At 37.8% G+C, this 14,712-nt stretch carries 12 protein-coding genes; 8 read left to right on the top strand and 4 right to left on the bottom strand.

Annotated elements, in window-relative coordinates:
• Positions 1 to 9: 9 nt before the first annotated feature.
• Entirely contained in the window at positions 10 to 963 is a 954-nt protein-coding gene (locus ACR30L_RS03015) for a glucokinase (RefSeq protein WP_435236568.1), read from the bottom strand.
• Positions 964 to 1,544: 581 nt separating this feature from the next.
• Here ACR30L_RS03015 and ACR30L_RS03010 point away from each other — a divergent pair.
• Positions 1,545 to 2,117, top strand: coding sequence for a PEP-CTERM sorting domain-containing protein (locus ACR30L_RS03010; protein WP_435236567.1), 573 nt, complete (start codon positions 1,545 to 1,547; stop codon positions 2,115 to 2,117).
• Positions 2,118 to 2,195: 78 nt separating this feature from the next.
• On the opposite strand, the gene ACR30L_RS03005 is transcribed toward ACR30L_RS03010, so the two are convergent.
• From ACR30L_RS03005 to menA, 3 genes are all read right to left on the bottom strand, one after another.
• Positions 2,196 to 3,509, bottom strand: coding sequence for an adenylosuccinate synthase (locus ACR30L_RS03005; protein ID WP_435236566.1), 1,314 nt, complete (start codon positions 3,507 to 3,509; stop codon positions 2,196 to 2,198).
• Positions 3,510 to 4,200: 691 nt separating this feature from the next.
• On the bottom strand, positions 4,201 to 6,294 hold the full coding sequence (gene fusA, locus ACR30L_RS03000) for an elongation factor G (protein WP_435236565.1): 2,094 nt from the start codon (positions 6,292 to 6,294) through the stop codon (positions 4,201 to 4,203).
• A 197-nt stretch (positions 6,295 to 6,491) separates the two neighbouring features.
• Positions 6,492 to 7,415, bottom strand: coding sequence for a 1,4-dihydroxy-2-naphthoate octaprenyltransferase (menA, locus tag ACR30L_RS02995; RefSeq protein ID WP_435236564.1), 924 nt, complete (start codon positions 7,413 to 7,415; stop codon positions 6,492 to 6,494).
• A gap of 115 nt (positions 7,416 to 7,530) precedes the next feature.
• On the opposite strand from menA, the gene ACR30L_RS02990 reads away from it, so the two are divergent.
• The 7 genes from ACR30L_RS02990 (at position 7,531) to ACR30L_RS02960 (ending at position 14,304) form a co-directional block, all read left to right on the top strand.
• Complete coding sequence (locus ACR30L_RS02990) at positions 7,531 to 8,802, top strand: isochorismate synthase (RefSeq protein ID WP_435236563.1); 1,272 nt, start codon at positions 7,531 to 7,533, stop codon at positions 8,800 to 8,802.
• On the top strand, positions 8,795 to 10,519 hold the full coding sequence (menD, locus tag ACR30L_RS02985) for a 2-succinyl-5-enolpyruvyl-6-hydroxy-3-cyclohexene-1-carboxylic-acid synthase (protein ID WP_435236562.1): 1,725 nt from the start codon (positions 8,795 to 8,797) through the stop codon (positions 10,517 to 10,519). Before ACR30L_RS02990 ends, menD begins: the two co-directional genes overlap by 8 nt.
• Positions 10,506 to 11,303, top strand: coding sequence for a 2-succinyl-6-hydroxy-2,4-cyclohexadiene-1-carboxylate synthase (gene menH / locus ACR30L_RS02980; protein WP_435236561.1), 798 nt, complete (start codon positions 10,506 to 10,508; stop codon positions 11,301 to 11,303). Before menD ends, menH begins: the two co-directional genes overlap by 14 nt.
• 14 nt (positions 11,304 to 11,317) lie before the next feature.
• Positions 11,318 to 12,160, top strand: a complete 843-nt coding sequence (menB, locus tag ACR30L_RS02975) for a 1,4-dihydroxy-2-naphthoyl-CoA synthase (protein ID WP_435236560.1) — start codon at positions 11,318 to 11,320, stop codon at positions 12,158 to 12,160.
• Positions 12,161 to 12,240: 80 nt separating this feature from the next.
• Positions 12,241 to 12,474: a YheU family protein gene (locus tag ACR30L_RS02970; protein WP_435236559.1), complete on the top strand. Its 234-nt coding sequence runs from the start codon at positions 12,241 to 12,243 to the stop codon at positions 12,472 to 12,474.
• Positions 12,475 to 12,725: 251 nt separating this feature from the next.
• On the top strand, positions 12,726 to 13,364 hold the full coding sequence (gene crp / locus ACR30L_RS02965; protein WP_435236558.1) for a cAMP-activated global transcriptional regulator CRP: 639 nt from the start codon (positions 12,726 to 12,728) through the stop codon (positions 13,362 to 13,364).
• Positions 13,365 to 13,467: 103 nt separating this feature from the next.
• Positions 13,468 to 14,304: an S-adenosylmethionine decarboxylase gene (locus tag ACR30L_RS02960; RefSeq protein WP_435236557.1), complete on the top strand. Its 837-nt coding sequence runs from the start codon at positions 13,468 to 13,470 to the stop codon at positions 14,302 to 14,304.
• Positions 14,305 to 14,712: the final 408 nt, after the last annotated feature.

The raw sequence follows: 14,712 nt of genomic DNA, 5'->3' as shown, positions 1-14,712 counted from the left end.
GCTGGGGTTTTATTTACTTAATTGCTGACGTAGGTAGACACTCGCCCCCAACAATCCTGGATTATCCTTCGTAATGACAAAGGTGGGGATTTTATTAAGTATTCCTTTTACTCGCCCTTTTTCTTCAAAAAAATGCCTAAATTCACTTTGTTCTAAAAATGGAATAAAACGAGGCACAATGCCACCTGCAATATAAACACCGCCAGTACAATTTAAATTTAACGCAATATTACCAGCAACCCCCCCTAGTACTTGGCAAAATATATCTAAGCTTTTACGTGCGATACAACATGTGCCATCAAGTCCTGCCCGAGAGATATCCTTAGGTAAAGTAAACTTTATTTCAAGCCCTGCACGCAGTGATAAACTTTGATATATGTTGACTAATCCTTGCCCAGATAAAACTCGCTCAACCGATACATGTCCAAATTTTGCTTGTAAGGAAGTCAGAAGTTCCGCTTGTTCTTGAGTATTTGCGCTAAAACTCACATGCCCACCTTCCCCATCTAAACTGATCCATTGTTCAGCAAACTTAACAATATGCGAAACACCGAGACCCGTCCCAGGGCCCAATACTGCAGTCACCCCATTTTGTTGTGCTTCACCGCTGCCTATTTGTACTTTTTCCGAAGATGATAAAAAAGGAAGCGCCAATGAAGTAGCCGTGTAATCATTAATGACATAAAGTGAAGTTAAGTGTAATTTCTTCTTTAATGCTCGAATTGAAAATGCCCAATTTAGATTCAACATTGCCACATAATCACCATCAAAGGCCGACGCAATACCAATACATAAATGATCAACGCCATGCTCTAAACCTTCAAAGTATTGTATTAATGCCTCGTCTATTGATGAAAAATCAGCGCAAAGAAATGTTTCTAATTGAGTTAATTCACCTGTTATCGGTTCACACACCGCTAAACGAATATTAGTCCCACCTAAATCAACCACCACTGATAACATTTCTTACCTCAAACAATTTTAATTATTACTTTTAAACAACAGATTAGAAAACCGTATTCATAAGTAATTGTAATACATAAATATAATTTACTAAAAGCAGATTTTAAGTCTTAAAAAAGTCATACCAACAATAAAATGTCGATAAAGTTTACACCACAATATAATGAGAATTTATAGACAATAAAATCTATAAAAAATCAGGCCGACCATATAAATACAGAAGTTATTATATTAAATTTCAATATGTTGAGAAGAATCATTTTATCCACTCAACAGAAATATCCTCACCCCATTAGAAAAAGTATTAAGCAAATTAAATGCCGACATTACATATAAAGTAAAAAAAACATCATTAGACACATGAAAATAGGGGTTATTTACACATTCTTAAAACATTTAAAAAATACCCATACAAATCAATATATTACAAAATGGCTCAAATTATGCTTTATGTAACAAATAAGCAAGAAAAATGAAGCTTATTAGATGAAATGCTCTCATAAGCGTACAATAACTAAATGTTAAATGAACGTATATGAAAGATTCACAATTAATATTAACCATAAATTAAGGGATATTTTATGAAAAAATTTATATATGCGGGACTACTCGGTTTATTAGCAAGTACATCGGCTTCTGCACTTACGATTACAAATGGAAGTTTTGAAACAGGTGATTTAGCAACTTGGGCTAATAGTAATGCAACAGTAACAACAATGGATGCTGGTTATACTGCAACCGACGGTAGTTATTTCGCAAAAATAACCTCTGATGGATTAATTTTAAACTCTCAAATATGGGATGAAGGCGAACAATTATCTTTCGATTGGAACTTTAATACTACAGATTATATGCCTTTTAATGATTACTCCTTTTTAAAAATTACTGATGTACTTGGTAATATTATTGATGATATTACGTTAGCAGATGTTTCTTCCGTAGGAGATTATGGAGCAACGGACTGGCAAACCTATGTATATACTTTTGCTGAAACAGGTTCAGGCTTAATCTCTTTTGGTGTATCTAACATTGGTGATGATTCTGTGAATTCATACCTTTACGTTGATAATGTTTCCGTTCCGGCACCTGCAAGCCTTACCCTGTTAAGCTTAGCTTTATTTGGATTTGCTTTTTCACGTCGCCGCAAAGTTTAGCAAAAATAAGCTAAAACAAAAAAGCCCTTAACGCATTCACGATAAGGGCCTCTGTAGATTTAGAACCGTTAGAATAGATTAGTTAAAAGGATTAACCTGAATCATTGTTTCATTACGGTCAGGACCAGTAGAAATAATATCCATTGGTACACCTGTAATTTCTTCTAACCGTTTTATATATGCCTGTGCATTTGTATTTAAAGCATCGAATGAGGTTGCACCAAATGTGCTTTCATCCCAACCTGGTACAGTTTCATAAATTGGTGTTGCCGCATAATAACCATCAGCAGCCATCGGTGGTACATCAACAACTTTACCATCTGGCATTTGATAACCAGTACAAATTTTGATTTCTTTTAAACCATCTAAAACATCTAATTTAGTTAGGCAGAATCCCGTAATACTATTCAGTTGTACTGCACGTTTAATGGCTACGGCATCGAACCAACCAGTACGACGTAAACGACCTGTTGTGGCACCAAATTCATGGCCTTTTTCACCTAAGTGTTTACCAGCAGGATCGAGTTTATCAATACCATCATATAATTCTGTAGGGAAAGGACCAGAACCAACACGTGTAGTGTAAGCTTTAACGATACCTAAGACATAATCAATATGCGTTGGACCAAAACCACTTCCCGTCGCAACACCACCTGCAGTCGTATTTGAAGACGTTACAAATGGGTAAGTACCATGGTCGATATCAAGTAATGTACCTTGTGCACCTTCAAATAAGATACGTTCACCTCTAATACGGGCTTTATCTAACTCATCAGTAACATCAATGACCATACTTTTAAGAAGATCAGCAACTTCCGTTACTTGTTTTAATACTTCTTCAAAATTTACTGCTTCAACTTTATAGTAGTTAACTAATTGGAAGTTATGGTATTCAATAACATCCTTAAGCTTAGTTGCAAATGTATCCATATTAAAGAGATCATCCACACGTAAACCACGGCGTGCTACTTTATCTTCATAGGCCGGACCGATACCACGACCAGTTGTACCAATCGCTTTTTTACCAAGTGCTTTTTCGCGCGCTACATCAAGTGCAATATGATAAGGAAGAATTAGTGGACAACCTTCACTGATAGAAAGGCGTTCTTTCACTGGTACGCCACGCTCTTCAAGGTGTTTCATTTCTGTTAGTAATGCTTCTGGTGATAATACAACACCATTAGCAATCACACATTTTACATTTTCACGCAAAATTCCAGATGGAATTAGATGCAGAACGGTTTTTTCACCGTCAATAACTAATGTATGACCAGCGTTATGTCCACCTTGATAGCGAACAACCCACTGTGCTTTATCTGTTAAAAGATCTACTACTTTACCTTTACCTTCGTCACCCCATTGAGTGCCAAGAATTACTACATTATTTCCCATCAGTATCACATATCTCTAGCGAATTGAACGAAGATTTTAGCAAATAATAATCGCTCATATCAATCTCTTTATGCGTTAAGTTAAAAAAGTGGGCTGTAAAAAATATATTCCTAATAAAATCAAGGAACAAGCGACCTTTCAACTCCTCAATAAAATAGCAGGACAAGCCCAACTAGCATAAATATGCAATTTAATTGATTAATAAATCAAAAATAAGGCGTGAAAAAGAAGCAAGGTGCGTAGGTAAAAGCAGCGAGTCACGAGCTCCTAGCGACCAACATCCCAGCTCTCGACTCGAAGCTCGCATCTAAACTCTATAAACAAAAAAGAACAAAACGCATAATAAGAAAAAGTAAAAAATCATAAACTTCTAGCGACCAACATCCCAGCTCTCGACGCGAAGCTCACAGCTAAACTCTATAAACAAAAAAGAACAAAACGCATAATAAGAAAAAGTAAAAAATCATAAACTTCTAGCGACCAACATCCCAGCTCTCGACTTGAAGCTCGCAGCTAAACTTTATAAACAAAAAAGGTACAAGCCGCATATAAGAAAAAGCAGCTAGTCACCAGCTCCTAATGACGAACATCCCAGCTCTCGACGCAAAGCTCGCAGCTAAACCCTATAAACAAAAAAGCCCTCGTAACTTACGCTACGAGGGCCTATAACTTCAAAGCTAATTAAGAAAGATTATTTCTTAGCAGCTTCTTTTTCAGCTTTAACTTTTTCAATTACTGCTTCTGATACGCTGTTTGGACAAGGCATGTAGTTTTTGAACTCCATAGAGAACTGACCACGACCTGAAGTCATTGTACGTAGAGAACCAATGTAACCAAACATTTCTGAAAGTGGTACGTCAGCTTTAATACGAACACCAGTAGCACCCGCTTCTTGACCAGCGATCATACCACGACGACGGTTAAGGTCACCGATTACATCACCAACGTGATCATCAGGCGTGAACACGTCTACAGCCATGATAGGCTCAAGAAGTTGTGCACCTGCTTTAGGGATAGACTGACGGAATGCACCACGCGCTGCTAATTCAAACGCAACTGCAGATGAATCCACGGCGTGGAAGCCACCATCGTAAAGTTCAATTTCAACGTCAAGTACAGGGAAGCCAGCTAGTACACCAGTATCCATCATGCCTTCGAAACCTTTCTCGATAGCAGGGAAGAATTCTTTCGGTACGTTACCACCAACAACCGTTGAAGTGAATACGAAGCCAGAACCAGGTTCACCAGGCTTGATACGGTAATCAATTTTACCGAATTGACCAGAACCACCAGACTGTTTCTTATGTGTGTAGCTATCTTCAACTGCTTGTGTGATTGTTTCACGGTAAGCAACTTGAGGTTCACCTACAACTAGGTCAACACCGTAAGTACGTTTTAGGATATCTACTTTAATATCTAAGTGAAGCTCACCCATACCAGATAGGATTGTTTCACCTGAATCTTCATCAGTTTCAACACGGAAAGTCGGATCTTCTGCAACCATTTTACCGATAGCAATACCCATTTTCTCAGTTGAACCTTTATCTTTAGGTTTAACAGAGATAGAGATTACTGGTTCTGGGAATACCATTGCTTCTAGGATGATTGGATCTTTTGGATCACATAGTGTGTGACCAGTTTGAACGTTAGTTTTCATACCCACGATCGCGATGATATCACCGGCTTGTGCGCTAGTTAACTCGTTACGATCATCCGCTTGCATTTCACACATACGACCGATACGCTCAGTTTTACCTGTTGCAGCGTTCATGATCGTATCACCTTTCTTAAGCGTACCAGAGTAGATACGAACGAAAGTAAGGGCACCAAAACGGTCATCAGTGATTTTAAATGCTAATGCTTTTAGAGATTCATTTGCATCAACAGTTGCTACACGACCCGTTGGTTCACCTTCTTCATCAGTAAGAGGTTGTGGATCAACTTCAGTTGGTGAAGGTAGGTAATCAACAACAGCATCAAGAATTAACTGGATACCTTTGTTTTTGAATGCAGAACCACAGTATGTAGGGAAGAAAGCCATAGTACGTGTACCTTCACGGATACAACGTTTAATGTCTTCCATAGATGGCTCTTCACCTTCCATGTACGCTTCAAGAAGATCGTCATCTTGCTCAAGTGCAGTATCAAGTAGCATTTCACGGTATTCTTCAACTTTGTCAACCATGTCCGCAGGCACATCTTCAACAGTGTAGTTTTCTGGAAGACCAGTTTCATCCCAGATGTATGCTTTACGAGTAAGTAGATCAACAACACCAACGAAATCATCTTCGATACCGATAGGTAGAACCATTACTAGTGGGTTAGCAGCTAATACGTCTTGAGTTTGTTTAACAACACGGTAGAAGTCAGCACCCATACGGTCTAGTTTGTTTACGAAAATAATACGTGCAACTTCTGAATCATTCGCGTAACGCCAGTTAGTTTCTGATTGAGGTTCAACACCACCAGAACCACAGAATACACCGATACCACCGTCTAATACTTTAAGTGAACGGTAAACTTCAACAGTGAAGTCAACGTGTCCAGGGGTGTCGATAACGTTAAAACGGTGATCTTTCCAAAAACAAGTTACAGCAGCAGACTGGATAGTAATACCGCGCTCAGCTTCCTGTTCCATGAAGTCAGTTGTTGATTCGCCATCATGTACTTCACCAGTTTTGTGGATTTGACCGGTAAGTTTCAGGATACGCTCTGTAGTAGTGGTTTTCCCCGCATCAACGTGCGCGAAAATACCAATATTTCTGTATTTACTTAAATCTGTCATTTTTTATACTCTGTAATGTAAAAAATTGAAATCAATATTCCCGGCGCATTATACAAGCTTTACACTTAAACAGAATACAGAATTCACAAAAAATAGAAAATATGTTGTTTTTTTCGCCATTATTTTGATTGATTTTTTAAAAACAGTACAAAATCACAAAAAATAGCGGTATTTTCTGGCGTTATTTTTAAATAGGGTCAATTGGCCGTAATTAACATCACAGAAAAAAGAACAGAAAATGAAAATGTCGTTAACGCAATATTTTTTAATTGCTCATTAAAAAGGTCACCTTTACGTTCATCATTTAAAATTAATTTATGCAGTAACAAACTACTTTTAATGAGGGGGATCAGAATAATTAAAATAATCGCTTGCCAAGACTCCGCATTTTCTCGCGTCATCAAATAACACACACCGAGAATAGGTGCACTAAAGACCAGAAACAAGTGATATATAAAGGCATTCTTGCGCCCAACTAATACAACAAGCGAGGTTTTATTAGCAGCTCGATCCGTGTACATATCACGCATATTATTAATATTTAATACCGCTACTGACAACAAACCTATGCTGCAAGCGGGGAGAAATAATGAGGCATTAAAGCTTAACCCGTACAGATAATAACTCCCAATGACACCTAACAACCCGAAAAAAAGAAAAACTGAAATATCTCCCAAGGCACGGTAACCGTAGGAAAGTTTACCCATGGTATAAGATATAGCCGCTGCGATAGATAATAAGCCAAGTAAACCAAATACTAACCAACTATAAAGGTCACCACCTAAGGCAACACTTAATAAACTCACCCCAGATATAGTACATAGTGTTGTTGTAATAATAATGGCTTTTTTCATGCTAGAAGAAGTTATTAGTCCACTCTGCATCGCTCGCTTAGGTCCGACCCGCTTTTTATTATCCACACCTGAAATAGCATCACCATAGTCATTCGCTAAGTTGGATAATATTTGCAATAATAATGCAGTGGTGAGTGATAAACTAAAAATAACACCGTTAAAAACATTAGTGTGAATCGCAATACCTGCCGCTAAAATAATAGAAGCAGCAGCAAGTGGTAAGGTCCTTAACCTTAATTCGCTAATCCAAACCGAAAACTTGTTCATCTCTATATATTTCCCTAAATGCGCCTTTCCAAACTAGGAATAAAGCCTTAATCGCGATACATTACCAAATCTGAATCACCAATAGCAAACGATGATAGAAGCAAGATATCACCTCATGATTAATTATATTCGCGAACAACTGCAAGAATTTGCAAAACTACAGGGTGATAAACCCGCTATTAATTTAGTTATCCCGCTGCAATCATTTAATTTACTCTCTTTTTTAAAGGGACAAACTGCAGCACCATGTCCTATTTATCCAGCGATATATTGGCAAGACAAAAAACAACAACAAACCATCGTCTGTTTAGGACAAATAGAATCCCATCACAATATTCCTTCACCAACACAACAAGCGAGTTATTTTGGTGGACTTGCTTTTCAACAACATGGTCAACAATGGGATGATTTCCCAGCGATTAAATTTATTCGTCCCGCTTTAGAATTTATATTAGAAAATCAAACGATGACCCTCACCTGCCATTTTAATGGCAAACATCAAATCGACAAAACACTTTTATATGTTGAGCAATTACAGCATGTCAGCGAACTGTCGAAAATTAAAAGCAAAATCATGACACGAACTGATTCCCCAACTAAAAAACAATGGGCTGAATTAGTGGAACTGGCCATTGAATATAAAGCACTTATTCCCAAGGTAGTGTTGTCTCGTCAAACCGAACTCGACTGTACCCATAAAATAAATCATATTGATTTACTAAACCTATGGCAAAAGGCAAATCCAAGCAGCTTTCATTTCAGTTTTCAATTCTCTGAAAAACATGCGTTTGTTGGCTGTTCGCCAGAACGTTTATTTCAACGAGAAAAACAACAGCTCACAACGGAAGCCCTAGCCGGCACAATTAGCCGAGGGCGTAATGAACGAGAAGATCACCTTTTATTACAAAGCCTACTAACCGATAAGAAAATAGATAGAGAAAATTATTTAGTACAAGAATTTATTATCTCTAATCTTAAACAGTTAAAAGCACAGGTAACCCATAAAGAGCCTTACGTTATGCAATTACAGCATGTCCAGCATCTATGTGTCCCCATTAATGCCATCGTAAAAGAAAACACGACAGACTCTCAATTATTGTACCGCTTGCACCCAACACCAGCCGTTGGTGGTAGTCCTAAACAGCCCGCTTTGCAGTTTATTAACGATAATGAACCGTACCGTCGAGGTTGGTATGCGGGCACGGTAGGTTACTTAAGAAAAAATAAAAGTGATTTTACTGTCGCTATTCGTAGCGCATTAATATCCGAGAATAAAATCAAATTATTTGCAGGCGCCGGTATTGTCACCGGTTCAATAGCATCACAGGAATGGCAAGAGTTAGACAATAAGATAGAAACGATTTTAGAGGTAATAAATCATGGATAATGGAACCGCCCATTTCAATCAAACGGCTGCAAATATCAATCTACTATGGTCATCTCTGTTTATTGAAGAACTCGTCCGCAATGGCATTACCGATTTCTGTATTGCGCCGGGGTCACGATCAACACCATTAACACTAACTGTTGCAAGCAGAGCTGATATCCATACACATGTTCATTTCGATGAACGGGGACTTGGCTTTTTAGCACTCGGTATTGCCCTTGCTAAAAAAAAGCCGGTTGTGCTTATTACGACTTCAGGCTCAGCGGTTGCAAACCTTTATCCCGCAATTATAGAAGCAAAGCAAAGCCATATACCTTTAATTATCCTGTCGGCAGATCGCCCACCAGAGTTAATTGATTGCGGCGCGAATCAAGCGATTAATCAGCATGGTATTTTTGCTAACTATCCCATTTTCTTTCAACAAATACCGAGCCCCAATAAACAAGTTCCCCCCAATTACCTTCTAACAACGATTAACCACGGATTGAATAAACAAACACATACCCCAGCGCCAATCCATTTTAATATTTCATTCCCAGAGCCCTTATACCCAGGTAATGACATAATTGATTACCGAGAATATCTCAGCCCATTAAAACAATGGTTAACGAGCAATATTCCCTTTACTCAATACCAACGTACTCCGGAGCAATGGTGCGGTGAGACCAATCAGCAACTTATCGGTAAAAAGATCATCATTATCATTGGGAGATTAACAACAAACAGTGAAGTGCAAGCTATTGCACAATTTGCTCGCGATAATAATTTCCCTGTTGTTAGCGATATTCAAGCATCGCTTCCCCATAAAGCGAATCACCTTAATTATTACGACTTGTTATTAGCTTATCCACATTTTGAAACGGCACTATCACAGGCTAATGTTATTCTTCAATTTGGTGACAAGTTAATATCCAAACGCTTAACGAAATTTATTGGCCAATTTGATGGTGAATATTGGTTAGTTGAATCGGGCGAACAATGTATTGATCCAAGCAGAAACTTAACACGACGCTTTATTTGCCAAGCAACACAATGGATTAACACTCAACATATAACCGCAATCGATAGCTCATGGCTAACGTCACTAACGACCTATAATCAACTTATAGAACAAAAATTCATTACCCCCTTTATCGCCAATAACCTATTAACAGAAATTAATGTAATTAATAGTCTGGCTCAGCTCGCCCAAAATACAGCGTTGTTTATTGGTAACAGCATGCCAATTCGGCTCTGTGATATGTTCATCAATAAAAATAATGCAACTATTTACACAAATCGAGGAGCGAGTGGTATTGATGGATTACTCGCCACTGCCATCGGCGTATCAAAAGGGAAACAAGAACCAATGACACTGATCATCGGTGATACTTCCTTTCTTTACGACTTAAATTCTTTAACATTACTAAAACAACTAAATCGTGCCTTTATTATCATTCTTATCAATAACGACGGAGGATCGATCTTCAATTTATTACCCGTCCCAGAACAACAAAAGCGTGAATTTTATCAACTACCACACGGGCTAAACTTTGTGCATACCTGCAAACAATTCGATATCGATTATTATTGTCCAAATCAACTCAATGAATTTAAAGCAAATTACCAAACAGCGACTAAAAAAAAATTATCTCTTATTGAAGTTTGTACCAAACCCAATCAAACTAAAGATCAACTTGCGCAACTTATAGAGCAAATTAAAAATGCCACTTTTTAGTCGAGTACAAGGTAATCCCAAGCACCCTACGCTTGTTTTTTTACATGGCTTTTTAGGTAATGTTAATGATTGGTCCGAAACCATTAACTTTCTTAAGGATGATTATTACTGTGTCAGCATCGATCTTCCTGGCCATGGTCACTCGGTCAGCATCTATCCCTCTCAAGATGAAGGGTTTGAATACTGTCATCATTTAATTTGTAATGCATTAAATGAGTTAAACATCACCCAATTTACTTTTGTTGCTTACTCATTGGGTGGTCGACTTGCATTAGATTATGCACGCACTCAAGATGATCCGCGTCTGAAACGACTTATTTTAGAGTCTTGTCATACTGGATTAATTAACGAAAAAGAAAAAGAACTTCGTTATCAACATGATCTCGGTTGGGCACAACGCTTTGCAACGCAGAGCATGATTGATACTTTATTTGAATGGTATGACCAACCGGTTTTCAGCTCATTAAATGTTCAAGAAAAAGAAAGAATGATTGAGAAACGCAGTAAGAATTATGGTGTTTATTTAGCAAGTATTTTATTACTAACGAGTTTATCTAAACAAACCGATGCCTTGCCGTATTTACAAAAAAATAAACTGTTAGAAAACCCCTTACCCATTTATTATTGCTTTGGTGAAAAAGATACAAAATTTAGCCAACTTGCTGAAACACTCTCAGCGCAAACAAGCATCAAAGTGATTAAATTCAAAGATTCCGGACATAATATTCATCAACAAGTACCACAACAATACGCACAAATAATAAAAGAGATTTTTAAAAAATAACAAAAGAGATACGCATGACTGAATCAGATTTTTACGCTCCAATTACTTGGCAAGATAATTCCCAGCACTTTACTGATATTATTTATCATAAAGCCGAAGGTATCGCGAAAATAACCATTAACCGTCCCCAAGTACGTAACGCATTTCGCCCTAAAACCGTCGATGAGATGCTACAGGCACTTCATGATGCACGCTACGATGATAAAATTGGCGTTATTATTCTAACGGGTGCGGGAGACTTAGCCTTTTGTTCTGGCGGCGATCAGAGTATCCGTGGCGACTCTGGCTATAAAGATGAAACCGGCGGACATCACCTCAACGTATTAGACTTTCAACGCCAAATTCGCACTTGCCCTAAACCTGTGATTGCAATGGTCGCAGGCTATGCAGTGGGTGGCGGACACGTGTTGCATATGATGTGTGACCTCACCATTGCGGCAGAGAATGCACAATTTGGGCAAACCGGTCCTAAAGTTGGCTCATTTGATGGCGGCTGGGGAGCGAGTTACATGGCCCGTATCGTTGGCCAGAAAAAAGCCCGTGAAATCTGGTTCCTATGCCGTATGTATGATGCGCAAGAAGCGGTAGAGATGGGATTAGTTAATACCGTCGTTCCGCTCACTGACCTAGAAAAAGAAACCGTAAAATGGTGTCGTGAAATCCTCCAAAATAGCCCAATGGCATTACGCTGCCTTAAAGCGGCACTCAATGCAGACTGTGATGGTCAAGCCGGTTTACAGGAACTTGCCGGCAATGCCACTATGCTGTTTTATATGAGCGAAGAAGGCCAGGAAGGTCGCAACGCATTTAACGAAAAACGTAAGCCAGACTTTTCAAAATTTGGCAGAAATCCGTAGTTTGTTTCGGTCACGCGTTTCGAGCTATTAACTTCGTAGCTCGAAACTGCCCCTGACAGCTATTTTTAATAGGACTTAATATGCTCATTTCCTACAAAGATTTACAACCCGATACACTCAATAACTTAATCGAGTCATTTATTTTAAGAGAGGGAACCGATTATGGCGAAATGGAATTTTCTTTATCAGAAAAAACTGAAAATGTACTGCAACAATTAAAAGAAGGAAGTGTTGTTATCCAATATTCACAACTTTCGGAAAGTGTTACATTAATCCACAAGCACCAAATAGAACAACAATTAAACACGAACTGATCAATAAACAAGCAAACAATCACTAGCAGTCAAAATAATATGTTTATTTATAACTATTCAAAATCAGAAAAATATAAAAGAACTATACTTTATGACGTAGATCTACTTTCTTTCTAAACATTACATTATAAATGTTATTAGCCACACGAAAAAAGAGATACAATTGAACTTCTAACAAAAACTCATGTTGAAAAGATCAAAACAACGAGAGATAGCAAATAAGCTATTCAGTATCAAACTAAGGGAAATTTATGATTATAACAAAACCTCAAGCTGACCCTACATTAGAATGGTTTCTATCACACTGTCATACTCACAAATACCCAGCAAAAAGTATGCTTATTCATGCTGGTGAAAAAGCTGACACACTTTACTTTATCGTAAAAGGTTCCGTTGCAGTTGTGATTAAAGATGAAGAAGGTAAAGAGATGATTTTATCTTACCTGAATCAAGGCGATTTTATGGGCGAATTAGGCTTATTTGAAAAAGAAGAAAACCCAATTCGTAGTGCCTCTATCAAAGCTAAAACCTCATGTGAAGTTGCTGAAATATCTTATAAAAAATTCAATCAGTTAATTACGGTTAACCCTGATATTTTAATGCGTCTTTCTCGTCAAATGGCTAACCGTCTACAAATTACAAGCCAAAAAGTAGGTAACTTAGCATTTTTAGATGTAACAGGTCGTATCGCAAATACGTTACTTGATCTTGCAAAACAACCAGATGCAATGACTCACCCTGACGGAATGCAAATTAAGATTACACGACAAGAAATAGGCCAAATCGTAGGTTGTTCACGCGAAACGGTAGGTCGTATTCTTAAAATGCTAGAAGAGCAGGGATTAATTTCTGCACACGGTAAAACCATTGTGGTATTTGGTACTCGCTAAATAAACCATAAAATACCGTAGAAAACCGCTTTATAGCGGTTTTTTTATGTCTGTAATAACGCTAGAATACAGCGGGATTTTCTATTGATATGGCAGGCACTCAATGTTTTACGAAGGCAGTGAAAAACGGTTAGAGATCATCGTAAAACAAAACAACCTACTCTCCTTTCCCGAAAATTTTTGGCATGAGCTCGTCGCTCAAGCCGGCGCTTTTATTCTATCGAAAATTAACAACTCCCATGTCTGTGCGTATTTATTATCAGAATCGAGTTTATTTGTTTGGCAAGACCGGTTTATTTTAATTACCTGTGGTAATACTCATCTCGTTAAAGCCGCGCTGTTTTTTCAACATCATTATTCTCAAGATAATATCCAAGCTTTGCTCTTTCAACGTCATCAAGCGATTCAACCTCACTTACAAAAAAGCAATTTTAAGCAGGATTCATTACAATTAAATTTGGCATTACAGGGGATACAAAGACACTGGACAGAAGAATACCAAGGCGATCTATTTTTCTTCGGGAAATTGAAACAACAGGATTTAAATAACAAACAAATAGTCATGATGCATGGATTATCTGGCCCTTTTGCTGAGTTATTATATACAGGAAAAGCATCAACTGAAGATATTGAATCGAGTTTATCGCTTACACACTTTTTCTCGCAAATGTTAATTGATCAATTTATCTTTACACCGAAGGGCTATTCACTCAATGCAATTAGCGAGCATGACTATCTCACCATTCATATTACACCAGAGCAATTAAGTTCCTATTTTAGTCTAGAAACCAGTTTCTCATTAGAACGCATTCAACCTTTTATTAATCATCTAATGCGTTTATTTACTCCTTTTAAAAGTCAATTGATGGGTTTCTCTAACAGCCATGATCAAGGCATAGAGATATCAGTAACAAAGACTAATACCCGTTGTAATAATTAGCAGCCCTATTTTACCGGTTAAAATCGCTTATTTATTGGAAAATCATAAAGGCAACAACCATTTATATTAACTTCTTCTCACTATACCCGTTACCAATCAAGATGCGTTTATCAGTCACTAGCTCGGATACCAAGGCAAGGCGTAACATGATGACAATGGCTAGTCCTTATCGAATGTTATAACGCAGTATTGCCATGGTTTATAAGGAACGAGCTCGTGACCCGCAGGGCAAGACGAGAGGCAAACATCTTCGTTGTTATAAAGTCTCGATTTAACCCGTTAGAGCTTCACCTTTATGCCTAGAATCTGCTCACCTCTCGTCTTGCTGATTTCTGCATCTTGAATGGTAACGGGTATAAGTCATTTTCCCTACGCAAAATTCAGTTCACATATTGAATATAATAACGA

This window comes from Psychromonas saccharinae, from assembly GCF_051201515.1.
Taxonomy (GTDB): domain Bacteria; phylum Pseudomonadota; class Gammaproteobacteria; order Enterobacterales; family Psychromonadaceae; genus Psychromonas.
The sequence above is the reverse complement of the archived record's forward strand: the minus strand, read 5'-3'. Positions and strand labels throughout refer to the sequence as shown.